The sequence below is a fragment of the Nonomuraea sp. NPDC050227 genome (genome assembly GCF_044459705.1).
Classification (GTDB): Bacteria; Actinomycetota; Actinomycetes; order Streptosporangiales; family Streptosporangiaceae; genus Nonomuraea.
Map to the genome: position 1 here is coordinate 1023969 of NZ_JBITJF010000001.1, position 23755 is coordinate 1047723.

At 70.0% G+C, this 23755-nt stretch carries 20 protein-coding genes and 1 tRNA gene; 18 read left to right on the forward strand and 3 right to left on the reverse strand.

Annotation, left to right across the window (positions count from 1 at the left end; all coding sequences use genetic code 11):
* The first annotated feature begins 37 nt into the window (after positions 1 to 37).
* Together ACIBK9_RS05445 and ACIBK9_RS05450 are read left to right on the forward strand one after the other, a co-directional pair.
* Positions 38 to 898, forward strand: coding sequence for a stage 0 sporulation family protein (locus ACIBK9_RS05445; protein WP_397155366.1), 861 nt, complete (start codon positions 38 to 40; stop codon positions 896 to 898).
* 1186 nt (positions 899 to 2084) lie between these two features.
* The gene (locus ACIBK9_RS05450; RefSeq protein ID WP_397155368.1) at positions 2085 to 3257 is read left to right on the forward strand and encodes an AI-2E family transporter; all 1173 of its coding nucleotides are present in this window, start codon (positions 2085 to 2087) and stop codon (positions 3255 to 3257) included.
* Between the two features lie 103 nt (positions 3258 to 3360).
* On the opposite strand, the gene ACIBK9_RS05455 is transcribed toward ACIBK9_RS05450, so the two are convergent.
* Positions 3361 to 3654, reverse strand: a complete 294-nt coding sequence (locus ACIBK9_RS05455; RefSeq protein ID WP_352358484.1) for a hypothetical protein — start codon at positions 3652 to 3654, stop codon at positions 3361 to 3363.
* Positions 3655 to 4086: 432 nt separating this feature from the next.
* Here ACIBK9_RS05455 and ACIBK9_RS05460 point away from each other — a divergent pair, with 432 nt between their 5' ends.
* The 3 genes from ACIBK9_RS05460 to ACIBK9_RS05470 all read left to right on the forward strand — a co-directional run bounded on the left by ACIBK9_RS05460 (position 4087) and on the right by ACIBK9_RS05470 (position 6991).
* Positions 4087 to 4581 carry a DUF1269 domain-containing protein gene (locus ACIBK9_RS05460; RefSeq protein WP_397155370.1) on the forward strand — a complete coding sequence of 165 codons (495 nt, stop codon included), beginning with the start codon at positions 4087 to 4089 and terminating at the stop codon, positions 4579 to 4581.
* Positions 4582 to 4753: 172 nt separating this feature from the next.
* The gene (locus ACIBK9_RS05465) at positions 4754 to 5272 is read left to right on the forward strand and encodes a hypothetical protein (RefSeq protein WP_364332741.1); all 519 of its coding nucleotides are present in this window, start codon (positions 4754 to 4756) and stop codon (positions 5270 to 5272) included.
* A 333-nt stretch (positions 5273 to 5605) separates the two neighbouring features.
* Positions 5606 to 6991, forward strand: coding sequence for an MFS transporter (locus ACIBK9_RS05470; RefSeq protein ID WP_397155373.1), 1386 nt, complete (start codon positions 5606 to 5608; stop codon positions 6989 to 6991).
* A 46-nt stretch (positions 6992 to 7037) separates the two neighbouring features.
* Here ACIBK9_RS05470 and ACIBK9_RS05475 read toward each other — a convergent pair whose 3' ends face one another.
* Entirely contained in the window at positions 7038 to 8870 is a 1833-nt protein-coding gene (locus ACIBK9_RS05475) for a glycoside hydrolase family 15 protein (RefSeq protein ID WP_397155375.1), read from the reverse strand.
* A 193-nt stretch (positions 8871 to 9063) separates the two neighbouring features.
* Between ACIBK9_RS05475 and ACIBK9_RS05480 the strand changes: the two genes are divergently transcribed.
* The 4 genes from ACIBK9_RS05480 (at position 9064) to ACIBK9_RS05495 (ending at position 12064) form a co-directional block, all read left to right on the forward strand.
* Positions 9064 to 10611 (forward strand): alpha/beta hydrolase, encoded by a 1548-nt coding sequence (locus tag ACIBK9_RS05480; protein ID WP_397155377.1) that lies wholly within the window; start codon positions 9064 to 9066, stop codon positions 10609 to 10611.
* Positions 10612 to 10668: 57 nt separating this feature from the next.
* Positions 10669 to 10745: transfer RNA gene (locus ACIBK9_RS05485), tRNA-Thr, on the forward strand.
* Positions 10746 to 11182: 437 nt separating this feature from the next.
* The gene (locus ACIBK9_RS05490) at positions 11183 to 11419 is read left to right on the forward strand and encodes a hypothetical protein (protein ID WP_397155379.1); all 237 of its coding nucleotides are present in this window, start codon (positions 11183 to 11185) and stop codon (positions 11417 to 11419) included.
* Between the two features lie 138 nt (positions 11420 to 11557).
* Positions 11558 to 12064, forward strand: coding sequence for an RICIN domain-containing protein (locus tag ACIBK9_RS05495; protein WP_397155381.1), 507 nt, complete (start codon positions 11558 to 11560; stop codon positions 12062 to 12064).
* 107 nt (positions 12065 to 12171) lie between these two features.
* Here the strand turns inward: ACIBK9_RS05495 and ACIBK9_RS05500 are convergent, their stop codons facing one another.
* Positions 12172 to 12945, reverse strand: a complete 774-nt coding sequence (locus tag ACIBK9_RS05500; RefSeq protein WP_397155383.1) for an alpha/beta fold hydrolase — start codon at positions 12943 to 12945, stop codon at positions 12172 to 12174.
* A 103-nt stretch (positions 12946 to 13048) separates the two neighbouring features.
* Between ACIBK9_RS05500 and ACIBK9_RS05505 the strand changes: the two genes are divergently transcribed.
* From ACIBK9_RS05505 to ACIBK9_RS05545, 9 genes are all read left to right on the forward strand, one after another.
* Positions 13049 to 13897: a helix-turn-helix transcriptional regulator gene (locus ACIBK9_RS05505; protein ID WP_397155385.1), complete on the forward strand. Its 849-nt coding sequence runs from the start codon at positions 13049 to 13051 to the stop codon at positions 13895 to 13897.
* A gap of 128 nt (positions 13898 to 14025) precedes the next feature.
* Entirely contained in the window at positions 14026 to 15132 is a 1107-nt protein-coding gene (locus tag ACIBK9_RS05510) for a serine hydrolase domain-containing protein (protein ID WP_397155387.1), read from the forward strand.
* 181 nt (positions 15133 to 15313) lie between these two features.
* The gene (locus ACIBK9_RS05515; RefSeq protein ID WP_397155389.1) at positions 15314 to 15865 is read left to right on the forward strand and encodes a DUF305 domain-containing protein; all 552 of its coding nucleotides are present in this window, start codon (positions 15314 to 15316) and stop codon (positions 15863 to 15865) included.
* Between the two features lie 60 nt (positions 15866 to 15925).
* Positions 15926 to 16621, forward strand: a complete 696-nt coding sequence (locus tag ACIBK9_RS05520; RefSeq protein ID WP_352318565.1) for a FadR/GntR family transcriptional regulator — start codon at positions 15926 to 15928, stop codon at positions 16619 to 16621.
* Positions 16622 to 16655: 34 nt separating this feature from the next.
* Positions 16656 to 17906, forward strand: coding sequence for an ABC transporter substrate-binding protein (locus ACIBK9_RS05525; protein ID WP_397155392.1), 1251 nt, complete (start codon positions 16656 to 16658; stop codon positions 17904 to 17906).
* Positions 17906 to 18751: a carbohydrate ABC transporter permease gene (locus ACIBK9_RS05530; protein ID WP_397155394.1), complete on the forward strand. Its 846-nt coding sequence runs from the start codon at positions 17906 to 17908 to the stop codon at positions 18749 to 18751. Before ACIBK9_RS05525 ends, ACIBK9_RS05530 begins: the two co-directional genes overlap by 1 nt.
* On the forward strand, positions 18748 to 19557 hold the full coding sequence (locus ACIBK9_RS05535) for a carbohydrate ABC transporter permease (RefSeq protein ID WP_397155396.1): 810 nt from the start codon (positions 18748 to 18750) through the stop codon (positions 19555 to 19557). Before ACIBK9_RS05530 ends, ACIBK9_RS05535 begins: the two co-directional genes overlap by 4 nt.
* Entirely contained in the window at positions 19558 to 22524 is a 2967-nt protein-coding gene (locus ACIBK9_RS05540) for a glycoside hydrolase family 38 C-terminal domain-containing protein (RefSeq protein ID WP_397155398.1), read from the forward strand. It begins immediately after the preceding gene.
* Positions 22521 to 23753: an enolase C-terminal domain-like protein gene (locus ACIBK9_RS05545; RefSeq protein ID WP_397155400.1), complete on the forward strand. Its 1233-nt coding sequence runs from the start codon at positions 22521 to 22523 to the stop codon at positions 23751 to 23753. Before ACIBK9_RS05540 ends, ACIBK9_RS05545 begins: the two co-directional genes overlap by 4 nt.
* The last annotated feature ends 2 nt before the right edge of the window (positions 23754 to 23755 follow it).

The window sequence follows — 23755 nt, forward strand, 5'->3', positions numbered from 1 at the left end:
CCGTCAGGGAGGCGAGCTCGAGCCCATGGGAATGATCATGGCCGTGAGCTTCACGCGCTACGGGAGGCTCTACTACCTCGATCCGGGCGGGCACACCTTCAAGGTCGGCGACAAGGTGCTGGTGCCGACCGATTCGGGCCCCGAGGTGGCGGAGTGTGTGTGGGCGCCGCAGTACACGAGCGAGGACATCGACGGTCTGCCCGTGTGCGAGGGGCCGGCGGGTGAGGAACACCTCTCGCGTGACGAGTCCAACAAACGCCGCAGGGCCGAGGCTCGCAGCGTGTCGAAGAAGCTGATCAAACGGCACACGCTGCCGATGAAGGTCGTCGGCATCGACTATCTCGACCAGGACAACGTCTACACCGTGTACTTCTCGGCCCCTCATCGGGTCGACTTCCGGGCCCTGGTCCGCGACCTGGCCCGTAACCTGCGGGCCAGGGTCGAGCTGCGGCAGATCGGTCCCAGGGACGAGGCGCGGCTGCAGGGCGGCATCGGTCCCTGCGGCCGTGACCTGTGCTGTGCCACGTTCCTGAAGGATTTCGAGCCCGTGTCCGTGCGCATGGCCAAAGACCAGGATCTGCCGGTCAACCCGTTGCGCATCGCGGGGGCTTGTGGGCGGCTCATGTGCTGCCTGAAGTACGAGCACCCGTTGTACGTCGAGAGCCGGTACAGGATGCCTCGCGCGGGAAGCCGGGTGAGCACGCCGCAGGGCGATGGGATCGTCACCGGGCACAACGTCCCCGCCGACACGGTGACGGTGCGCCTGGACGATGGCGGGAGGCGCTGTGCGTGCCCTTCCGCATCGGTGTGTTCGCCCCGCATCCAGCACGACACGATGTACGGCAACCAGGAGGAATCGCCCGACCGCAAGGCTTCTGCGGGTGGGGAGGACGTCTGAACGCTCATCCCGCTCTGGCCCAGGTGGCGCTCATGGGCGGCCGGTAACAAGCTGACTGCCTTCCCGAAGGCGACGGGGAGGCCGTAGGGGGTACAGCGCGAGGGGCATGGCTGCGGCGGCTCCGCGCGGCCCCTCGTACGGCCCCGGGCTCATTGATGAGGCTCACTGTGGCAAAAAGCAACAGCTCACAACCCCACCCAAAGCGCCAGCTCACAACAAACCCACCCAAAGCGCCAGCTCACAACAAACCCACCCAAAGCGCCAGCCCGCCACCGCAGTAGCTACACCGGCGCGCCGCTCGGAGCCCTGACAGCCCCACCGGAAGCGCTGACTCGCAGCCGTAGCAGCCCCAGCCAGGACGCCAGCCCGCCACCGCAGCAGCTCCATCGGAAGTGCCACTCGGAGCCGGAGTAGCCCCGTCGGAAGCGCCGATTCGCGGTTGTAAGAGTCCCACCGAGGCGCCGCTCTCGACGCCGCCACCTGAGACACCAGTCCGCCGCGGCTCCGGCCAGCAGCACCAACTCGCTGCAGTCTGAACGGTGGGCCAGGCTCGAACAGCCTCAGCGGGGCATCAGCTCACAACAGCGCCGTCTGAGCAGCCCCGCAGCCCCCTGCGAGGCGCCGACCCATCGACCCCAGCAGAATCCCAGGTCCACCTCAGGCACCCGCCACAGCAGCGCGCCCGAAGCGCCACCTTCCGGCGCCTGTCTGAGAGGGCAGCTTGCGAAGTCCGTTCGAAGTGCCGGAGTCAGCCATCCGCCCCGCCCGCGCCTCCGGCCTTGTCCCGCCCGCGCCCCGGCCTAGCCTCGCGTCGCCCCTGCCTCGTCTCGCGTCGCCCCTGCCTCGTCTCGCGTCGGCCTGGCCTCGTCTCGCGTCGGCCCGGCCTGGCCCGGCCTGGCCCGGCCCGGTGCCCTGCCTTGGCTCGGCCTGGCTCGGTACGGCCTGGGTGGTGCCGTTCAGCAGGGGGCTGGGGTGGGGTGGGGGACAAGCCGGTCGGGTGGGAGATGCGGGGCTGGAGCGGCTGGTCGTCGTACGTTGGGTGCGTCACTTCCATGTATGACGCATTCGGCCGCAGGCTAAGGAGGCTGAGGGCCGTGCGCCCGGGGTGGGGGCCGGACTCGTTGTCCTCTGCGGTCTCGTCGTTCGCCGTGGTCATCGGAGGTGGGATCTAGATCTCTGGAGAGTCATGAAGAAGCCGGTGCAGTCGAGCGACGGCGTGCCCGCAGTGCAGGTGATGCTCTCACCTGCCAACGTCTGGCGCGCCGGGCTTGCCATGGCGGCCGTCGTCGCGGTGGCGTTCTTCGTCCGGTTCGTGATCACAGACGCGGGTGCGCTGATCGCCATGCTGGTGATGGCCTGGTTCCTCTCTCTGGCCATGGAGCCCGCCGTGCGGCGCATGTCGCGGCACATGCGCCGAGGCAGAGCGACGCTGCTGGTGATGACGTTGTTCATCCTGGCATTCGTGATCTTCATGGTCCTGTTCGGCAGCATGTTCGTGCAGCAGGTCGCGGTGCTGCTGAAGGCTCTGCCCGACGTCATCGCGGGCGTCGTCGAGTGGGTCAACGCCCGTCTCGGCACTCGTTATGAGATCTCCGACATTCTCAAATCCATCAAACTCACCCCGCAGCAGGCGGCCGAGTACGCGCAGGGTGCGCTCGGCGGGGTGCTGGGGCTGCTGGGCACGGTGACCGGAACGCTGTTCAACCTGTTCACCCTGGCGCTGCTGACGTTCTACTTCTCGGCCGACGGGCCGAGGCTGCGGCGGTGGCTCGCGCAGTTGCTGCCCGGCCGGCTCCAGCAGGTCTTCATCAGCGTCTGGGACGTCTCCACGATCAAGACCGGTGGGTACGTCTCCTCCCGGCTCATCCTGGCCGCCATCAACGGCACGGCGTCGGCCCTGGTGTTCCGGCTGCTGGACATGCCCTCCTGGCTGGCGCTCGGTGCGTGGACGGGGCTGGTCGCCCAGCTCGTGCCCACCATCGGCACCTACATCTCCATCGCCCTGCCGGTGGTGGTGGGACTGGTCTCGTCACGTCCCTGGGTCGGTCTGGCCGCGCTGGCGTGGGGCGTCCTGTACCAGCAGGTGGAGAACCTGACGCTGGAGCCGAAGATCAGCTCGCGGGCGGTGGACATCCATCCCGGGGTGTCCTTCGCCGCCGTGATCGCGGGGGCGTCGCTGTTCGGCGCGATGGGCGCGCTGCTGGCCATCCCCATCGTGGCCATGCTGCTGTCGCTGATCGACACGTTCGCCACCCGTCAGGAGCTGCGGGAGGCCATGGCCGCCGAATCGGCACCGCCGAAGGGCGGAGGCGGAGGAACGCCCTCGAAGGACGGCCCCGGCTCGCCGCCGTCGAAGTGACGTGGACCGGAGCGGATCGACGATCGTTCCGACAGGGCTGCCGAGCGGAGACGCCCCGGGCCCTCCGGCCGGTGTCACGTGCGGCGGTACGGGCGGTGGCCGGTCAGCCGCGGGGATAGCCGGGGATCTGGCGACGTTGGGTCGCGGTGCCGATCCAGTGGAAGAGGTCCAGCGCGACCGATACGGCGATCCAGAACCAGTCCGCGCCTCTCAGGCCGACGCCGGGCACGTACAGGATCACGTACATCAACGTGGTGAACGGCAGGAAGATCAGCCCGAGGAGAGGCCAGATCCACGTGTGGAAGGCGGCGCTGACCAGAGCGGGCCGCGCCACCCAGATGATGAAAACGGCAAGTCGCGGAAAGAGGCCCGCGAAGATCGCGAACAGACATCCCATGGCGGTCCACGTCCCTCCATCACGCCTTGCCGAAGGTAGGCGAAGTGGATGGTCCCCGCCGCCGGGGCTGCTCATCCTCGACGTTGTGCATGGAAAGTCCCTGCTTCGATTTGCCTGCCCGGGTGCTGTCTGGGCGCACTGAGGGTTATTTCCGAAAAATGCACAGATTTGCCGGAGGGAAATCTTTGCCTTCTCGCGGTGGCCGCCCGATCGGGAACAGGGGATCAGAAGCATGGACGGCGGCTTGACAGGGCGATGCCGTCATATATGCCGTGATGCGGCCTTTGCGGATCTTCCGCTGGGAGTCCCGGGTCATGTGGGGCTGTCCGCCCGGAGAGCCGGTCACGGACCTGTTCCCGGCGGCGGCCCGCACTGCTTTCCGGGGCGTCCGCAGCTGCTCGTCGATGCAACCGATCAGGAGGAACAAGCCCAATGAGCAACCTCATCGCGATCTCCTATCCCGACCTCTCCACCGCCATCGCCGTACGTGACCGCCTCACCGACCTGCAACGGCAGAACCTGATCACGATGGAGGACGTGGCCATCGTCGAACGCCGGGCCGACGGGACGATCAAGCTCCACCAGACCAGCGGTACGACGGGTATGGGTGCGGCCGGCGGAGCGCTGTGGGGTGGCCTGATCGGGATGTTGTTCTTCGTGCCGCTCTTCGGCATGGCGATGGGCGCCGCCACCGGAGCGGCCGCCGCAGCGATGACCGACGCCGGCGTCAACGACGAGTTCATGAGGGAAATCGCCGGCAAGCTGGAACCCGGCACCGCCGCGCTGTTCGTCCTGGTTGTGCGGAGTACGCCGGACAAGGTCATCCCGGAGATCCAGTCGTACGGCGGGCATGTCATCCAGACCTCGCTCAATCGTGAGGAGGAGGCGCAACTGCGCGAGATGATGGAGGGGATCGGCGCCCGGTGAACGGAGCGCCGCACGCCGCCACGGATCCGCGGTGCACTCGCCCCACCTCGCCCTGCCATGCCATGCCATGCCTCGCCTCGCCGCGTGAGCGCGGCGCGTTCGCTTCGTCGCGAGGGTGAGAGTTGAGCACCCTTTGTCCAGAGGTGGTCGGTCATCAGCAAGAGAGGTCGTCATGGGGAAGGTGCCCGATCCGGCCGACGGTCATCGGTCGCCGGCCGAAGGCGCCCACAGGGACTACACCGGTGCGGTCTACGGATCACTGCTCGCCGCCTCCGTGGTGGCGGGTGCCGCGTCGCTCGGCAGGTTCCCGCGTCTGGAGATGATCATCCTGCTGCTGGGGACCAGCGCGGTGTTCTGGGCCGCTCATGTCCACGCCCGCCTGTTCGGCGCCCGTGCGGTCTTCCAGAGCATGAGCGTGGCTGACATCCGCCGGGCCTGCGCCGAGGAGTGGCCGATCGTCACGGCGGCCGTTCCGCCGGCCGTCGCCGTGGCCGTCGGGCCGTTGCTGGGCCTCGAACCGCAGGGCACCGCCTGGCTGGCCCTCGGGGTCGCGGTGGCCGGGCAGGTCGGCTGGTCGGCCGCGGCGGCCGTGGGGATCGGCGCCTCCTCTCGCATGGTGCTGGTCACGAGCGTGATCAATCTGCTGCTCGGGCTGGTGATCGTGGTGCTGAAGGCCGCGTTCCACCATTGACCGGACGCCCGCCGGGACGGCCGCTCCGACCGCAGAGGCGGCCGGTCATCCGTGGCGACGGCCGCCATGGAGCCGGCCGCCATGGAATCGGCCGCCACGGAGGCGGGCACCACGGAGGTGGCGAGCATCATGCCGGATTCACATCGAGGTGGTCATGCGCAGGTGGATGATGTGCCGCAGCGATCCCGTCCTTGAAGGGGCCGGCGCCGGTTCGTACGGCGAAGGCGCCGCGCTCCTCGCCACCGATCAGGCTCAGCGAGCGCGACGGCGGGGCGAAGGCGCCGCCCCCGTCGCCACCGATCGAGCTCGGCGAGCGCGACGGCGGGGTGGACCGTGACCGGCCCCGCAGCCCCCGGGAGCTCGGCCGCCTTCGCGAAGAGCCCGCTGACCCCGCTGGCCCTCGCCCAGTTCATCTGCAGCTTCGCCGGCTCGAACATGAACGTGATGATCAACGACATCGGCCGGGACCTGAACACCACGGTGAAGGGCGTGCAGAGCACGATCACGCTCTTCCTGTTGATCATGGCCGTGCTGATGATCCCATGCAGCAAGCTGACTGATCGCTGGGGACGCAAGAAGTGTTTCCTGGCGGGCCTCACCCTGTACGGGATCGGCGCTCTGACCAGCGCGTTCTCGCCCAGCCTCGCGGTGCTGATCCTCGGCAACTCGGTTCTCGAAGGGGTGGGGACCGCGTTGCTGATCCCGCCCGTCTACATTCTCGCGACGATGGCCTTCGACGATCTGCGGTCGCGGGCCCGCGCCTTCGGCCTGATCAGCGGACTGGGCGGTGTCGGCGCGGCCGCGGGCCCGCTGATCGGCGGTTTCATCGCGACGGCGATCACCTGGCGTGCCGCGTTCGTCTTCCAGGCGGTGGTGGTCACGGTGATCGTCTTTCTCAGCCGCCGGATCGCCGACCCGGTGCCGCCGGATCCGACCCGGCCCTTCGACACCGCCGGCGCGGTCCTGTCGGCCGTCGGCATGTTCTTCGTGGTGTTCGGGATCCTCCAGGCCGGCAAGAACGCCCTGCTGATGACGGCGTTCCTCGTCGTCGGAGTGGGCTTCCTGATCTGGTTCTTCCTGCACATCCGGGCCCGAGAACGCGCCGGGAAGGAGCCGTTGCTCACGACGCGCCTGTTCCGGAACCGTACGTCCGATCTCGGCCTCGTCACCCAGAACATGCAGTGGCTGGTGCTCATGGGGACGTCCTTCGTGGTCGCGGTCTTCCTGCAGAAGGTCCGCGGGTACAACGCCATCCAGACGGGTGTCGTCTTCACCGCGGCGACCGCGGGGATCCTGGTGAGCTCCTTGGCGGCGGAGCGGCTCACCAAGAAGCACGCCCAGAAGAACCTGATCTCGGCGGGTTTCGCCATGACCGTGGCCGGGATCGTCGTCCTGCTCGCCCTGGTGGAAGCGTCGTCGCGGGTCGTTGCCTTCGTGCCGGGGCTGTTGCTGATCGGGCTGGGCGTGGGCGTGATGCTCACGCCGTCGGTCAACGTCGTGCAGTCCAGTTTTCCCGAGGAACAGCAGGGCGAGATCTCCGGATTGTCGCGCAGCGTGTCCAATCTCGGCTCGTCGTTCGGCACGGCGATCGCCGGCACGATCCTCATCTCCGGGCTGGCCGAAGGGAACCGGTCCTATGCCCTCGCCATGATCGCTCTTGCGATCTTCGCCCTGGTGGGCCTGGCCGCCGCGATCCGGCTCCCCGCCGACCCCCGGTGACGCCGATCCCAAGGTGACGCCGTGACGCCGTGACGCTGTGCGCGGTCTACCAGGCGCCCGGTTCGGCACGGTCGAGTTGTTCGTCGAGGGCGACGGCCGCGGCGATGAGCGCCAGATGGGTGAACGCCTGCGGGAAGTTGCCGAGCTGCGCGCCTGACGGGCCGATCTCCTCGGCGAACAGGCCGACGTGGTTGGCGTAGGTGAGCATCTTGTCGAAGGCGTAACGGGCCTGCTGCAGCCGTCCGGCGCGGGCCAGGGCCTCGACGTAGAGGAAGCTGCACAGGTTGAACGTCCCCTCCGACCCGCGCAGGCCGTCGGGGGAGGCGGCGGGGTCGTAGCGGTAGACGAGGCTGTCGCTGACCAGCTCCTGGTCGATGGCGTCCAGGGTGCTCAGCCAGGCCGGGTCGCGGGGGGAGATGAACCCGACCCGGGGCATGAGCAGCAGCGAGGCGTCCAGCACGTCGGTGCTGTAGTGCTGGACGAAGGCCTGCCGGTCAGGGCTCCAGCCGCGGTCCATGATCTGGTTGAAGACGGCGTCCCGGACACTCATCCAGCGCACGAGGTCAGCCGGACGCGAGTGGGTGGTGGCCATCCGGATGCCGCGATCGAAGGCGACCCAGGTCATCAGCCGGCTGTAGGTGAACTCCTGACGCCCGCCACGGGTCTCCCAGATGCCCTCGTCGGGACGGTCCCAGGTGTCGGCCAGCCAGTCGAGCAGCTCGGCGAAGGACCGCCAGCCGCGGATGCCGCCGATCTCCTGGGCCTGGGCCAGGGCGTCGGCGACTTCACCGTAGATGTCGAGCTGGAGCTGATCGGAGGCGGCGTTTCCGGCCCGTACCGGCCGGGAGTGCCGGTATCCCTCCAGGTGGTCGAGCACTTCCTCGGTCAGATGGGGATCCCCGTCGATCCGGTACATGATCTGCAGCGGCTCACCGGAGGCGCGGCCGGCGAGGAGCCGTTCATGCAGCCACGTACGGAACGCCTGGGCCTCCTCGACGAAGCCGAGGCCGATCAGGGCCCGGACGGACAGGGAGGCGTCGCGGACCCAGGTGTAGCGGTAGTCCCAGTTGCGTTCGCCGCCGATCTGCTCCGGCAGCCCCATCGTGGCGGCGGCGATCGGGGCGCCGGTGGGCGCGTACGTGAGGAGTTTGAGAGTGATCGCCGACCGGTTCACCATGTCACGCCAGCGACCCCGGTACCGGGACGCGCGCAGCCAACCGTGCCAGAAGGCGCGGCAGGCCTCGAAGCTGTCGCGGATCCCGTCGGCGGTCACGGGCGGCACGGCCTGGTCGTCGCCGCTGCAGCTGGTCAGGACGATCGCCGCCGTCTGGCCGGCCTGGAGGGTGAAGTCCGCGACGATGTCCTCACCGTCCGGGCGCAGGGCGACAGGGCCGGCGGCCTGCAGGTGGAGGTTCGTGTCGGGGCCCTGGAAGACCGCCGATCCGGCGTCGCCGAGCGCGAGGGTGTGCGGTGCCCGCCCGTAGTCGAAGCGGGGACGGCAGGCGAAGACGAAGGGCAGGCTCCCGCGGACCACCCGGACGAACCGCACCAGGCGGTGCCGGCCGGAAGGGGTGCTGGAGGTGTTCGGCTCCATGAAGTCGGCGACCTCGCCGACGCCGCCGGAGGCCATGAACCGGGTGACGAGGACGGCGGTGTCGGGCAGGTAGAGCTGCCGCACGGCCGCCTCGTCGCTGCCCTCCAGGTCGGCGGCCAGCCGGCAGTGGCCTCCGCGCTCGCTGTCGAGGATGGACGCGAAGAGGCTCGGGGAGTCGAACCGGGGCGTGCACCACCAGTCGATGGTGCCGTCGCTGGAGACGAGCGCGGCGGTCTGCAGGTCTCCGATCATGCCGTGGTCCGCGATCTGCGGGTAGCCGTTCATCGATGCCTCCGTTGTTCGCCGGACATACCGGACGACTGCCTCCGGACGTGTCGACTTAGCGACCGTCACCGGGGGGACGGAGCAGCCTTTTCAGGCTAACTCCTGGTATCGCAGGAAGTCATCCAGGGTGACGAGCGCGCGCCTCGGCCCGGCGATTCGCCGGAGGGCATCCAGGGGGTGGTTTCCTGGTGCGGTGCGTGAACACCGCTCGTGGGGAGCCCCCGCTCTGCTGTCCGTGCCGGGCGTGTCGCGCTGGTGGGTCGCGCGCTGGTGGGTCGCGCGGTGGCTGCGCCGCGTCGTGGCGGGGGGCGTGGTGCCGGTGGTGCTTCTCGCCGGTGGGTGTGGCCGTCCGGAGGAGCGGGTGGTGCGGGGGCTCGGCTGGTCCGACTGTGGGGACGGCTTCGAGTGCGGGACGTTGCGGGTGCCGCTCGACCACGACCGTCCCGACGGTGAGCGGCTTGAGCTGGCGGTCGTCCGGCTGCCCGCGACGGGCGACCGGATCGGCTCGCTGGTGCTGAACCCGGGTGGGCCGGGGGCGTCCGGGGTCGAGTACGCCAGGGCCGCCCGGCTGGTGGTGGGCGAGAAGGTGCGGGAGCGGTTCGACGTCGTCGGGTTCGATCCGCGCGGGGTCGGCCGGTCGGCGCCGGTCGAGTGTCTCGACGACGAGGCTCTCGACGCGTTCGTCGCCATGGACACCACCCCCGACACCCTTGAGGAGCGAGGTGCGCTGGAGGCTGCGGCGCGGCGGTTCGCGGACGGCTGCCGGAAGCACTCGGGCCGGCTCCTGCCCCACCTGGGCACCATGGACGTGGCCCGCGACCTGGACCTGCTGCGCCAATCCCTGGGCGACCAGAAGCTGACCTATCTCGGAAAGTCGTACGGGACCTTTCTCGGGGCCGTCTATGCCGACCTGTTCCCCGGCAAGGTGCGCGCGCTCGCGCTGGACGGCGCCCTCGACCCGGCCGACTCGCGGATGCTGGTCAACACCGAGCAGGCCGTGGGGTTCGAGGAGGCGCTGCGCGCGTACGTCGAGGACTGCCTGGGCGACCGCGACTGCCCGTTCGCCGGCCGGCCGGCCGAAGAGGCGACGGACGAGGTCGGGGCCCTGATCCGCCGCGCGGACACCCGGCCCCTGGAAGGCGGCGGCCGGCGGGTCACCGAGGCGCTGGCCACCCTCGGCGCGCTGACGCCGCTCTACGACCGTGCCTCCTGGCCGGAACTCACCGAGGCGCTACGCCGGGCGCTGAACGGCGACGGCTCACTCCTGCTGCGCAACGCCGACCAGCTCGCCGGCAGGCAGGACGACGGCACCTACTCCAACCAGCTGGCGGCCAATCTGGCGGTGAACTGCGTCGACGGCCCGTATCCGGCGACGGCCGCGGCGTTCGCGGAGGATGCGGCGCAGGCGTCCAGGAAGGCGCCCCGGTTCGGGGCGTACATCGTGTGGTCGTCCCTGCCGTGTGCGTTCTGGCCGGCTCGGCCCACCTTCTCGCCGCACCGCCTGACCGCCGCCGGGGCTCCTCCGATCCTGGTCGTCGGCACGAAACGGGACCCGGCGACGCCGTACGGGTGGGCTCGGGCGCTGGCGGGTGAGCTGCGGTCCGGCGTGCTGCTGACCTACGACGGCGACGGGCACACCGCGTACGGGAACGGCTCTTCGTGTGTGGACGACGCCGTGGACCGGTATCTCGTGGAGGGGGTGCCGCCGAAGGACGGTGCGATCTGTCCGGGCATCCGGTGATCGGGAGGAGCAAGAACCCTTAGATCTCCTGTAGACTCTTCCAAGCCGTACAGGCACGCCGCCTTAGCTCAGTCGGCCAGAGCACTTCACTCGTAATGAAGGGGTCTGGGGTTCGAATCCCCAAGGCGGCTCCAGTTCGAAGGCCCTCCCGGTTCGTCCAGGAGGGCCTTTTGCGTGGGCGTACAGCGGCCGGCCGAACTGACCGCCTCGGCGCACGGGGTGCCGGCCGGTTGACGGGGCCGCGGTGCCGATGCACTCTGTGAGCGCGGGGAGTACCCCTTCGCGGCGGCCTCGTCATCACGGCACAGTACACACAGGGAAGCCCTGGAAGCCCTGTCTGTACTCCCGGGGCCGTCGGTCCGCCTGAGCGGGCGGGGGAGACCTCGGGAGATGGAACGCGCCCACCGTCGTCCGGGCGGTCATGATCGAACGGCGTTCCTTGAGACAACCGAATGGGATGACGAAATCCCATCTGAGACCCGCCAGGTGAGGGGAACTCGGCTTGCCAGTGTGCCACTGGTCGAGCTGAGCCCCCGCTTGCTCGACCCGAGCAGGCGGAGGAGTGCGGGTCATGCAGGTGTCGGTGTTCGTGATCGCGGCCGTTGTCGCGCTCGCGATTCCCGCCGTGGCGATGACGGTTGTGGCGATCGTCGCGCTCCGCGGCACGCGGCCGGATGAGCGGCCTGAGATCCTGCGTGCCCTCGCGGTCCTGGCGCGGGCGAATCGCGGCTCGATCTCCGAATTGGCGCAACGCAGGCGACTGCCGTCCTCCCGGGCTACGGAGAGTGCCGGGCGGGAGCGGGCGTAGTGGCCGGTGTGCGCGGGTGGGGTCACTGTGTGTGCCGGGAGGAGGGAAGGGGACTGTAAACAGAAGGTGATTGATCGAACACCCTGAGTTGCGACATGGTGCATGAGCCCTGTTCAACGCACCCCCGGAGGGACACTCATGCTGGTTCGTCGCCTTCTGTCTGGAGCCGTCCTCGTCGTCACCGTCAGTGCGGGTCTCGTTCTGCCCGCCGCGGCTTCCGCTCCGAACCCGATGTGCATCGACGTCACCAACGACCGTGGCAACGGGGTCCGGATCTACCAGTGGGAGTGTCAGAGCGGCAACAACAATCAGAAGTTCGTGATCGACGCGGGTCAGATCAAGATCAAGGACACTCTGGGGACGTCGCGGCCGATGTGTGTGGACGTCACCAACGACCGTGGCAACGGGGTCCGGATCTACCAGTGGGAGTGTCAGAGCGGCAACAACAATCAGAAGTTCGTGATCGACGGGGGTCAGATCAAGATCAAGGACACTCTGGGGACGTCGCGGCCGATGTGTGTGGACGTCACCAACGACCGCGGTAACGGGGTCCGGATCTACCAGTGGGAGTGTCAGAGCGGCAACAACAACCAGAGGTTCGTGATCGACGGGGGTCAGATCAAGATCAAGGACACTCTGGTCTGAGCCGGCGGGTCGGTGGCGGGGGCTGGTCCGCGGTGAGCGGACCGGCCCCCGCCGTCCTTGTGCCGGACGCAGGACGCCGGACGCCGGACTGGTGACGGGGGCAGAGGTCAGGTGGTGAAGTCCCGGACGAGGGTGACGAAGTCGTCGGGGCGTTCGACGCTGGAGACGTGGCCGGCGTCGAGTTCGAGGTAGGAGCTGCCGGGGATGGCGGCGTGGAGCTCGCGGGAGTTCTCCACCGGGATCAGGCCGTCGCGGGCGGCGCCGACGACCAGCGTGGGGGCCGTGATGCCGGGCAGCAGGGGGCGGAGGTCGACGCGGCGGCCGAGGTCGATCTGGCGCAGGCGGTTGGGGTGCGGCCGGAAGTACGTCGCCCGGCTCTCCAGGTCCTCGGGGCCGAGGGAGTTGAGGTAGCGGCGGCTGAAGGCGGTCAGCATGGAGAAACGGGCGAAGGCGTCCGGGGTGCCGGCCAGGCCGAGCCAGGTCTGCAGGGCGGTGCGCAGGTAGGCGTCCTCGGTGTGGGCCCAGCCGGAGACCGGGATCAGGCGGCGGACGAGTTCGGGGCGGGTGGCGGCGAGGGACAGGGCGACCACCGCGCCCAAGGAGAACCCGAGCAGGTCCACGGGGGCCTTGCCGGAGTCCTCGATGACGGCCGCGAGCTGCTCGGTCAGGCCCTCGACGGTCAGGGGGGCGCCGTCGTCCTCGACGAGGTCGCTGCCGCCGAGGTCGGGCAGGATCACGGTGTTGCGGTCGGCGAAGCGCTCGGCGACGCCGTCCCAGGTCGACGAGCCCGGGCCGGTGCCGTGCAGGAGCACCAGGCCGGGGCCGTCGCCGACGGTGCGGTAGGCGACGCGGGTCCCGGAGACGGTCAGGTGTCGGGTCATGGGCGCCACCGTGCCAGCCGGCGTCGCGGATGAGGAGCGGACCGGATTCCCTAGGACAGACAGTCCTGGACTGCGATATTTCGCGGTATTGCAGGATGGGCTCATGGATCGTGCAGAGCTTGCTGACTTCCTACGCCGCTCGCGGGAGCGGCTGCTGCCCGGCGAGGTGGGGCTGCCGTCGGGGCCGCGTCGCCGTACGCCGGGGCTGAGGAGGGAGGAGGTGGCGCAGCTCGCGGGCATGTCGGCGGACTACCTGATGCGGTTGGAGCAGGCGCGCAGCCCGCAGCCGTCCACCCAGCTGCTGGGCGCGCTGGCGCGGGCGCTGCGGCTGACCAGCGACGAACGCGACCACCTCTACCTGCTGGCCGGGCACCGGCCGCCGGCCGGGCCGCGCGCGGGCGAGCACGTCAAGCCGAGCCTGCTCTACCTGCTCGACCGCCTCGTCGGCACGCCCGCGCAGGTGCTCAGCGACCTGGGTGACGTGCTGGCGCAGAACGCCATGGCCGAGTCCCTGTTCGGGTGCAGCTGCACGGTCGAGGAGCCCGATCGCAACATCGTGTGGCGCTGGTTCACCGACCCGTTCAGGCGCGAGGCATACCCGGAGGAGGAGCACGCCGAGCGCTCCCGCGTGCACGTGGCCGACCTGCGCGCGGCGGTGGTCCGCCGGGGCAACGACGAGCCGGCCCGCGCCCTGGTCGAGCGCCTGCATCGGGCCAGCCCGGAGTTCGTCTCGTTGTGGGAACGGCACGAGGTCGCGGTACGCCGGGGCAGCCGCATGCGGGTCCGGCATCCGGCCATCGGCGCGATGGAGTTCGACTACGAGGTGCTGCTGGCCCCGGCCGAGGACCAGCGGCTGCTGATCTTCACGCCGCCGCCCGGGTCGAAGACGTTCGAGGCGCTGGAGCTGCTGCGGGTGGTGGGGCCGGAGACCGTGCACCGGAGCCACCGGTAGCCGTACGGGAGACGCCGCGTCAGCGGGCGCGTCAGGACGGCGACGGTCCCGTGTCAGCGCGGCCGGGGATGGTTGAACCATCACCGGTTCGGGGAATCGGCCCGAAGGCTCTGAAAGGCGTACGAATCATGACGAACGACAGCGTTTCCGTGGACAACATGGCCGAGCGCCCGGAGCTGCAGAAGATCCTCCAGGAGATCGTGGACGCCGGTTTCGTCGGCGTGCAGATGCGGGTGAACGACGAGCGGGGCGAGTGGGTCGGCACCGCCGGGGTGCGCGAGCTGGGCGGCCTCGCCGAGCCGCCGGCGGACGGGCGGTTCCGGGTCGGCAGCGTCACCAAGACCTTCACCGCGGCCCTGGTCCTGAGCCTGGTGGCCGACGGCGTGCTCGGCCTGGACGATGTCGTGGACGACCACCTGCCCGAGTTCGGGCTGGACCGGCGGATCACCGTACGGATGTTGCTCCAGCACACCAGCGGCGTGTTCAACTTCACCGGCGAGTACTACGAGGACGGCACCGTCGTGCCGGGGATCGTCTGGTCGGGCAAGGAGTGGGTGGAGAACCGCTTCAAGACCTACCAGCCGCAGGAGCTGGTACGGCTCGCGCTGTCCAAGCCTGCCCGCTTCGAGCCGGGGGCGGACTGGAGCTACTCCAACACCAACTACGTCCTGGCCAGGCTGCTGATCGAGAAGGTCACCGGCCGCCCGCTGGCCGAGGAGATGCGGCTGCGCGTCCTGGACCCGCTCGGGCTGCCGGACACCGTCGTGCCGGACACCGACACGGAGATCGCCGGGCCGCACGCCCACGCCTACTACCGCTACGAGGAGGACGGCCAGGAAAGGACGGTCGACGTCACCCGTCAGAACCCCTCCTGGATCTCCACCGGCGGCGACATGATCTCGACCACCCGCGACCTGCACACGTTCATCTCCGGGCTGATGGGCGGCCGGCTCCTGCCGTCCTCGCTGCTGGACGAGATGCGCGCCGCGCATCCCAAGGTCGGCTACGGCCTGGGAGTGTTCGTGCAGGACGCGGACCCCGACACCGGCACCCTCATCACGCACAACGGCGGCATCTCGGGCTCGGCGGCGCTGATGTACAGCACGCCCGACGGCCGCAGGACCCTGACCGCCTCGGTGACCTACGTGGACGACGCCGCGATGTCCCAGGCGGCGGCGTTCCAGGAGGTCGTGCAGCGGCTGGTCAAGGAGGTCTTCGGCCAGGCGGCCTCCTAGGGGCCGGGCGGACGGCGGGCGGCCCGGCGCCGGTCCGCCGCGCCGGTCGGGCCGGACGGCGAGCGGCCCCGTGCCGGGCCGCCGCGCCGGCGGTTCGCCGCCTTGACAGGGGCCCTTGCGCGCCAGGGGGAAATCGTCTAACTCTTAGGAAGGTTTCCTTTTTAAATGGAAGGCGCGCAGAGTGGCCGCTACCCCCCGATCCGGCGCCCTGAAGCTCGTCCTGGCGGCTCTGTGCCTCCTGCTGGCCACCGCCTGCGGCGCGGCCGGGGCCCAGGCTCCTCCGGTGAACGCCCAGGACGTGATGTTCGTGCAGATGATGGTGCAGCACCACCGTCAGGGCATCGAGATCGCCAAGCTCGGCAGTCAACGGGCCACCAATGACCAGCTCCGGATCCTGGTGGCCGCCGTGGCCAGCACGCAGCAGGACGAGGTCGAGATGATGCTGCGCTGGCTGTACGCCTGGGAGCAGCCGCTCACCGCCGCCTCCGGCGCCCATGACCATCACGGCGGCATGCCGGAGACCGACCGCAAGCAGATCAGGGCGCTGAAGAAGTCGAAGTCCTTCGAGCACGACCTGATGACCCTGCTGATCGCGCACCAGGGCGACGCCATCAAGATGGCGGACGCCGAGGTCGCCTCCGGCGCGGACCCGGCGGTCAAGGAGTGGGCGGGGCAGGTGCAGGCGTCCCGCAAGGCGCAGATCGACCTGATGAAGGACCTGCTCAAGCGCTAATGGGGGAAGATCCCCGGTCGGCGTAGACGTGCGTCGGATTAAGTGATTAGATCACTTGATATGTCCGAGGTTGCGCGGCCGACGCTTTCCGACGCTCTGACCGAGCGCATGCTGGAGCTCATCCGTAGTGGAGGGCACCGGCCGGGCGACAGGCTGCCCTCCACCAGGGAGCTCTCCCAGCGTTTCGCCGTCACCACCCCGACGCTGCGCGAAGCGCTGCGCAGGCTGGAGGCCACCGGAGCCATCGAGCTGCGGCACGGCTCGGGCATCTACGTCGGCGCCGACATCGAGCGGCTCGTGCTGCCCAACCCCAACATGCGCGAGATGCACGCCGCCCAGCTCCTCGAACTGCTCGGCGCGCGGATCGTGATCGAGCCGCCGCTGGCCGCCATGGCCGCCGAGCACGCCGAGGGCGCGGAGCTGGCCGCGCTCAAGCGGGTGCTCGACCAGGCCGGCCGGCACCTGCGCGGCGAGGACGCCGAGCTGCACGAGGCCAACATGTCCTTCCACCGGGCGACCGCGCGGATGGCGGGCAACAGCGTGCTGCACGAGGTCGTCGACTCGCTGCTCACCGTCCACGGGCCGGAGCAGCGGGAGATCCTGCAGATCTTCGACGACCGGCGCCGCGACTACGAGGAGCACCTGGCCATCCTGGAGGCCATCGAAGCGCGTGACGCCGCCGAGGCGCAGGCGCGCATGCGGGCCCATCTGGTCGACGTCCGGACCGTCGTCGAACAGAGGTTGCCACCCAGATAGAGCAAGTCCCCCCGAAAGAGCAAGGAGGCCGGCCATGTTCCGGTCACGTGTGGCCACGCTCGGCGTGGCGGCGCTGGTCCTGACCGCCTGCGGCGGCAACAGCGCCGAGGCGCCGAAGAAGAAGACCGAACTGACGCTCTACAACGACAAGGGCGCCTGGACGAAATACTTCGACGAGATGGGCGCGCTGTCCAAGCAGCAGATCGGCCTGGGCATGAAGCCGACGGGATACACCGACTCCGCCCAGTACCAGGCCTTCATCAAGGCGTCGTTCCGCACGGACGTGAAGCCCGACCTGTTCACCTGGCAGACCGGGGGGATGCTGGCGGAGATCGTCAAGCAGAAGCAGGTGGCCGACACGACGGCCGTCTGGCAGGAGGCGATCAAGGCGGGCGACCTGTCGCAGGACCTCGCCCCGTACTACACCATCGGCGGCAAGCAGTACTGCGTGCCGATGAACGTCGCCTACTGGGGCATGTTCTACAACAAGAAGATCTTCGACAAGTACGGCCTGAAGCCCCCGCAGACGTGGGACGAGCTGGTCCAGGCCGCCGAGACCCTGAAGAAGAACGGCGTCAAGGCCTTCTATCACACCAGCGTGCTGTTCTCCTTCGTCTGGTTCGAGCAGCTCCTGGCCGGCTCCGACCCCGACCTGTACGACCGGCTGTCCACGGGCCAGGCCAAGTACACCGACCCGGGTGTGGTGCAGGTGATGGAGAAGTGGAAGTCGCTCATCGACGCCGGATATTTCATGAACCCGGGTGACAAGACCGACCCCGGGGACGTCATGAAGACCGGCAAGGCGGCGATGGTCTCCTTCGGCACCTGGTTCAGCACCAGCATGACCCAGCGCGACCTGAAGTCCGGCACCGACTACGGATTCTTCGTCATCCCCAACGTGAACCCCGCGCTGCCGAAGACCTCGATGATCTTCGAGAGCGGGCCGCTGTGCTCGCTCGCCAAGGGCGCCGACCCCGACTCCAGCATGAAGTACCTCAAGTGGTGGACCACCGCCGACGCCCAGAAGAAGTGGGCCACCACCAGGGGCGACGTGAGCGCCAACCCGAAGGTCGAGATCGCCGACGAAGCGCTCGGCGCGGTCACCAAGGACGCGGGCGGCGGCAAGTACCGCCTGGTCAACCGCTACTTCGAGGCCACGCCGCCACCGGTGCTGACCGCCGCTCTCGACGGCTTCGGCAAGTTCGTCACCGAGCCCGGCACGTACAAGGAAGTGCTGGACAGCATCCAGAAGGCCGCCGACGAGTACTGGGCCACGCATCAGTGATGAGCGCCCGGACCCCGATGCTGGGCCGGTTCAGGCACGGTTACGTGGCGCCCGCGGCCGTGCTGGTCGCGGGGCTGCTCTACGCGCCGTTCCTGTGGACGGCCTACCTGAGCCTCACCCGCTACGACGGCCTGGAGCCCCCGGCGTGGGTCGGCGTGCACAACTTCGTCAAGCTGCTGGACGACCCCGCGCTGCTCACCTCGACCCGCAACACGCTCATCTGGGTGGCCGGCACGATGGTGCTGCCGGTCGGGCTCGGCCTGCTGGTCGCGGTGCTGTCCTACGACATCAAGGGCGGCGCCTGGTACCGGGTGCCGTTCATGTTGCCGTACGCGCTGAGCGGCGCGGGCCTGGCCATGGTGTGGAGCCCGGTGTTGTCCCACGACGGCATCGCCAACCGGCTGCTCGGCGTGGACACCGCGTTCCTCCAGGTCGCGCCGGACAACACGCTGGCCATGCTGCTGGTGTGGACCTGGCAGCAGCTCGGCGTGAACACGCTGCTGTTCGTCGTGGGCCTGCAGTCCATCCCCAAGGAGCCCATCGAGGCCGCCCGCCTGGACGGCGCCTCCGGCTGGCGGCTGTTCCGGCACGTGATCTGGCCGCTGATGCGCCCGCTGACCGCGGTCGTGGTCGGGCTGGCCCTGGTGGCGAGCCTGAAGACGTTCGACATCGTGTGGGTGCTGACACAGGGCGGCCCGGGACGCAACTCCGAGACGCTGGCGGTGACCATGTACCGCGACACGTTCGTGGCCAGTGACTACGGCTACGGCTCGGCGGTCGCGGTGCTGCTCACCGTGATCACCGGGCTGGCCTCCTACCTCTACCTGAGGAGGCAGGTGCGATGATCCGGCGCATCGTGCTCATCGTGCTCGGGCTGATCTGGCTCGGCCCGACCTACCTGCTCGTCGTCAACGCCTCCAGGCCGGCGGCCTCGTACGACCCGGGCAGCGCGTGGGCGCCGTCCGGCGACTTCGCGCTGCTGGACAACTTCGGCCGCGCCCTGGACAGCGCCGACCTGACCGGCAGCCTGGCCAGCACCGCGCTCTACGCGGTCGTCTCGCCGCTGCTCGGCGTGGTGATCGGGGCGCTGGCCGGCTACACGATCGTGGTGCTGCGGCTGCGCCACGGGTTCTGGTGGTTCCTGCTGATCTTCGGCGGCACCGTGTTCCCGTCGCAGATGCTGCTCGTGCCGCTGTTCGTCGGCTACAGCGACGCCGGCCTGTACGACAGCAGGCTCGGCATGATCCTGATCTACACCGCCATCAACGTGCCGCTGGCCGCGTTCGTGCTGCGCAACTTCTACACGGGGGTCGCGTTCTCGATCTTCGAGGCGGCCCGCATGGACGGCGCGTCCACGTGGCGCATCTTCTGGCGCATCTACCTGCCGATCTCGCTCAGCGCGCTGACGGCGGTGTTCATCCTGGAGTTCACCTTCATCTGGAACGACCTCATCTTCGGCCTGACGCTGACCCAGACCGAGAGCGTACGGCCGGTCATGACCGCCCTGGCCGGGCTGATGACCGACGTCTACGCCGGCACCCCGGTCCCCGTCGGCCTGGCGGCGGGCCTGGTGGTCTCGCTGCCGACGGTCGTGCTGTTCCTGGCCACCCAGCGCCTCTTCGCACGGGGCCTGTCCCTAGGGAGTGTTTAGATGACGAGCCGGTTGCTGCAGCGGAGCCTGGGTAGCCCCGACTACGACGGGATCAGGCAGGCGCTGCGCAACGACACCTCGACCCCGGTGATCAGCGCGCGTGGGCTGGAGGTGCGGGTCGCGGTGCTGCCGCTGTTCACGCACGACGGCCGCCAGGCGGTCAGGGTGTCGAGCACGCAACCCCTGACCCACGTGCTGGTGGGCGTCGACAGCGCCTCCGGCACGGACGTGACGCTGCTGGTGCCCGAGGTGGACGCGCCGCGCACGCTCACCCTGGAGTGCCGCGACGACGCCGGCGTGGTCGGCAGCGCGCAGGTCACGGTCACCCCGCAGCGCAAGTGGAGCGTGTTCGTCGTGCACCACTCGCACCTGGACATCGGCTACACCGACCCCCAGGGCACGGTGCTCCGCCACCACCTCGACTACCTCGACGCGGCCGTGCGGCTGGCCGAGGAGACCGCCTCCTGGCCGGACGACGCCAAGTTCCGCTGGACGGTCGAGTCGTCGATGCCCGCGCTCAAATGGCTCGACGCCCGGCCGGCCGGGCAGGTCGAGTCGTTCGCCGCGCTGGCCAGGGCGGGCGTGATCGAGGTGACCGCGCTGCCGTTCCAGCTGCACACCGAGGCGTGCTCGACCGAGGAGCTCTACCGCCAGCTCCGCTTCACCACCCAGCTCCAGGACCGGTACGGCTTCGCCACCAGGTCCGCCATGCACACCGACGTGCCGGGCGCGGTCGTCGGCCTGGTGGACGCGCTCAACGCCTCAGGCGTGCGCTACCTGGCCGCCGCGCACAACTGGGCCGGGCGGTCGGTGCCGTACCTGCACGGCGGCGACAAGCTGACCAGGCCGTTCCGGTGGCGGGCGCCGAGCGGGAACGAGCTGCTCGTGTGGTTCACCGACACGCCGCACGGGATGGCGTACATGGAGGGCAACACGGTCGGGCTGACCGACTCCTACGAGCTGGCCGACGACCTGCTGCCGCGCTACCTGTCGGCGCTGGCCACGCGGGGCTACCCGTACGGGCCGGGGACGTTCGGGTGGCAGGGGCCGGACGCGCCGCGCGAGCCGTACGAGCTGGACGTGCTGCACCTGCGGGTGCAGGGCGCGCACGCCGACAACGCCGGGCCGTCGATCGTGCCCGCCTCCATCGCCCGCCGGTGGAACGAGACGTGGGCATGGCCGCGCCTGCGCTCGGCGGTCAACAGCGACTTCTTCGAGCACGTCGAGGAGCGCTACCACGACCGCCTGGCCGTGCACGAGGGCGACTGGACCGACTGGTGGGCCGACGGGCTCGGCTCGGGCGCCCGCCCGCTCGGCTACGTGCGCCGCGCCCAGTCGGCCCTGCGCGTCGCCGAGACCCTGCACACGATCGCCGGCACGGACGCCACGGACGAGATCGACGCGGCCTACGACAAGGTCGCCCTGTTCAACGAGCACACCTGGGGCGCGGCCAACCCGTGGGAGGACGCCGAGGAGGCGGGCGACTCCGGCGGCCTGCAGTGGACCCGCAAGTCGTCGGGCGCCTACCAGGCCCAGGACGACGCCTCCGACCTGCTGCACGCCGCCACCCGCCGCTTCGCCGCCGCCCTCTCCTCCCCGGACGGGGAAGACACCGCCCTGCCGGACGCGGAAGGCGCTCTGGCCGCCTTCGCCGTGTTCAACCCCGGCACCAGGGCGCGCACCGACGTGGTGCGCGCGTTCCTGCCGCGCGACGTGGTGGCCGTGGACGTGCCGATCGCGCTGGTCGACGCCCGGACCGGCGAGACCGTGCCGCACCACGAGGAGTACGTCGACCCCGACGACTGGCCGACCCGCCCGATCGGCCGGCACGTGCACGCGGTCGTGCCGGACGTCCCCGGCTTCGGCTACGCGCGGCTGGACGTCGTCCGCGGGCCGGGCCAGGCCCCCGAGCCGGTCGAGCCGGATCTGGACGGCGTGATCGAGAACGAGTTCTACCGGGTCGCCTACGACGTCCGCGAGGGCCACATCAGCTCGATCTTCGACAAGTCCGCCGGCCGCGAGCTGGTCAACGGCGACGCAGCCGCCGGCTTCGGCCAGTACGTCTACGACCGCTACGCCACCGCCCCGCACTTCAACCACCTGTCGGGCCACGTCGGGGCGCACGACAGGACGCTCCTCGGCGACCGGGCCGTCGCCCGCAACGCGACGATCGTCAGGGCCGTGCGCACGGCGGTCGGCGAGAAGCTGGTCGTCGAGCTCCACGGCAAGGGCGTCGACTGGCTGCGCACCACGATCGAGCTGCACCGGGGCGTCCCCAGGCTCGACCTGACCTACCAGCTCGCCAAGCAGGGCACCCCGGCCAAGGAGGCGGTGTTCCTGGCGTTCCCGTTCGCGACCGGCCCGGCCACGGCCTGGGAGCTGACCGGCGGGGTCGGCGGCCCCGGCGTGCCGCGCGTGCCCGGCTCGGCCGAGTACATGTTGCCGATCAGGCACTGGATCGCCTTCGAGGACCCCGAGCTGACCGTCGCCTGGGCCACCCTGGAAGCGCCGCTGGTGCAGCTCGGCACCATCCACATGCCGTACGCGCCGTTCCCGCCCACGCTCGACCAGGAGGACGGCACGGTCTACTCCTGGGCGCTCAACAACATCTGGGACACCAACTTCCCGGCCCAGCAGCAGGGCGAGACCACCTTCCGGTACGCCGTCACCTCGGCGGCCGGCGTCAAGGGCAGCAGGCTGGGGGCGGCGGCGGCCTCGGGGCTGACCGAGCCGTTCGTCGGCGCGCTGATCACCGGCGGTCCCGGGGCGACCGAGACCTACGCCTCGGTGGACCACCCCGACGTGCTGATCACCTCGATCGGCCGGGTGGACGGCGAGCAGGTGGTCCGGTTGCAGTCGCTGGCCGCCGAGCCGGTGACGGCGACGGTCACGGTCCCTGGACGGGATCCGGTCGAGGTCCGGCTGCCCGCCTGCGGGGTCGCCGTCGTCGGAGGGAAGCGCGCGTGAAGATCGTTGACATCCGGGCCACGACGGTCGCCGTCCCGCTGGAGGCGCCGCTGCGGCACAGCAACGGCGCCCACTGGGGCCGGTTCGTGCGCACGATCGTCGAGGTCGAGGCCGACAACGGGCTGGTCGGCCTGGGGGAGATGGGCGGCGGTGGGGAGAGCGCGGAGTCGGCCTTCCGGGCGCTTGTCCCGTACCTGAAGGGGCACAACCCGTTCGAGCTGGAGGCGCTGCGCTTCAAGATCGCCAATCCGACCGCCTCGCTCTACAACAACCGCACCCAGCTCCTGGCCGCCGTCGAGTTCGCCTGCCTCGACCTCGTCGGGCAGCACCTGGGCGTGCCCGTCCACGACCTGCTGGGCGGGCGGCTGCGGGACACGGTCCCGTTCGCCTCCTACCTGTTCTTCCGGTACGCCGCCGACGGCCATCCGGAGATCCGCACCCCCGGCCAGCTCGTCGAGCACGCCGCCCGGCTCAAGCAGGCGCACGGGTTCACCGTGCACAAGCTCAAGGGCGGCGTCTTCCCGCCGGACTACGAGCTGGAGTGCTACCGGGCCCTGGCCGAGGCGTTCCCGGACGACCGGCTCAGGTACGACCCCAACGCCGTCCTGTCGGTGGCCGAGGGGCTGCGGTTCGGCCGGGCCATCGAGGGGCTGAACAACGACTACCTGGAGGACCCCGTCTGGGGGATGGAGGGGCTCAGGGCCGTCCGGGAGCAGGTCAGGGTGCCCCTCGCCACCAACACGGTGGTCGTCAACTTCGAGCAGCTCGCCTCCAACGTGCTGCGCAGGTCCGCCGACGTGGTGCTGCTGGACACGACGTTCTGGGGCGGGGTCCGGCCGTGCGTGAAGGCGGCGGGGGTGTGCGACACGTTCCAGGTCGGGGTGGCCGTGCACTCCTCGGGCGAGCTCGGCATCCAGCTCGCGACCATGCTGCACCTCGGCGCGGTGCTGCCGAACCTCACCTACGCCGCCGACGCCCACTACCACCAGCTGCGCGACGACGTGATCGAGGGCGGCAGGCTGCCGTACGCGGACGGCGCCATCGCCGTGCCCTCCGGGCCGGGGCTCGGGGTGCGTCTCGACCCCGATCGCGTGGCCCGCTACGCCGAGTTCTACCGGGAGACCGGCGGCTATCCCTACGACCGCGACCCGGGGCGTCCCGGCTGGTACGCCACCGTCCCGAACGAGCGCTTCGCCGACCCCGCGATCTCGGTGGACGTTGCCCCATAATT

What these genes read in the sequence shown, in the direction of transcription:
- ACIBK9_RS05510 (WP_397155387.1), top strand. Translation starts at nt 14,026, where the DNA reads ATGACGAACGACAGCGTTTCCGTGGACAACATGGCCGAGCGCCCGGAG.
- ACIBK9_RS05490 (WP_397155379.1), top strand. Translation starts at nt 11,183, where the DNA reads ATGCAGGTGTCGGTGTTCGTGATCGCGGCCGTTGTCGCGCTCGCGATT.
- ACIBK9_RS05525 (WP_397155392.1), top strand. Translation starts at nt 16,656, where the DNA reads ATGTTCCGGTCACGTGTGGCCACGCTCGGCGTGGCGGCGCTGGTCCTG.
- ACIBK9_RS05475 (WP_397155375.1), bottom strand. Translation starts at nt 8,870, where the DNA reads ATGAACGGCTACCCGCAGATCGCGGACCACGGCATGATCGGAGACCTG.
- ACIBK9_RS05455 (WP_352358484.1), bottom strand. Translation starts at nt 3,654, where the DNA reads ATGGGATGTCTGTTCGCGATCTTCGCGGGCCTCTTTCCGCGACTTGCC.
- ACIBK9_RS05500 (WP_397155383.1), bottom strand. Translation starts at nt 12,945, where the DNA reads ATGACCCGACACCTGACCGTCTCCGGGACCCGCGTCGCCTACCGCACC.
- ACIBK9_RS05535 (WP_397155396.1), top strand. Translation starts at nt 18,748, where the DNA reads ATGATCCGGCGCATCGTGCTCATCGTGCTCGGGCTGATCTGGCTCGGC.
- ACIBK9_RS05465 (WP_364332741.1), top strand. Translation starts at nt 4,754, where the DNA reads ATGGGGAAGGTGCCCGATCCGGCCGACGGTCATCGGTCGCCGGCCGAA.
- ACIBK9_RS05495 (WP_397155381.1), top strand. Translation starts at nt 11,558, where the DNA reads ATGCTGGTTCGTCGCCTTCTGTCTGGAGCCGTCCTCGTCGTCACCGTC.
- ACIBK9_RS05505 (WP_397155385.1), top strand. Translation starts at nt 13,049, where the DNA reads ATGGATCGTGCAGAGCTTGCTGACTTCCTACGCCGCTCGCGGGAGCGG.
- ACIBK9_RS05450 (WP_397155368.1), top strand. Translation starts at nt 2,085, where the DNA reads ATGAAGAAGCCGGTGCAGTCGAGCGACGGCGTGCCCGCAGTGCAGGTG.
- ACIBK9_RS05460 (WP_397155370.1), top strand. Translation starts at nt 4,087, where the DNA reads ATGAGCAACCTCATCGCGATCTCCTATCCCGACCTCTCCACCGCCATC.
- ACIBK9_RS05520 (WP_352318565.1), top strand. Translation starts at nt 15,926, where the DNA reads ATGTCCGAGGTTGCGCGGCCGACGCTTTCCGACGCTCTGACCGAGCGC.
- ACIBK9_RS05540 (WP_397155398.1), top strand. Translation starts at nt 19,558, where the DNA reads ATGACGAGCCGGTTGCTGCAGCGGAGCCTGGGTAGCCCCGACTACGAC.
- ACIBK9_RS05445 (WP_397155366.1), top strand. Translation starts at nt 38, where the DNA reads ATGGCCGTGAGCTTCACGCGCTACGGGAGGCTCTACTACCTCGATCCG.
- ACIBK9_RS05530 (WP_397155394.1), top strand. Translation starts at nt 17,906, where the DNA reads ATGAGCGCCCGGACCCCGATGCTGGGCCGGTTCAGGCACGGTTACGTG.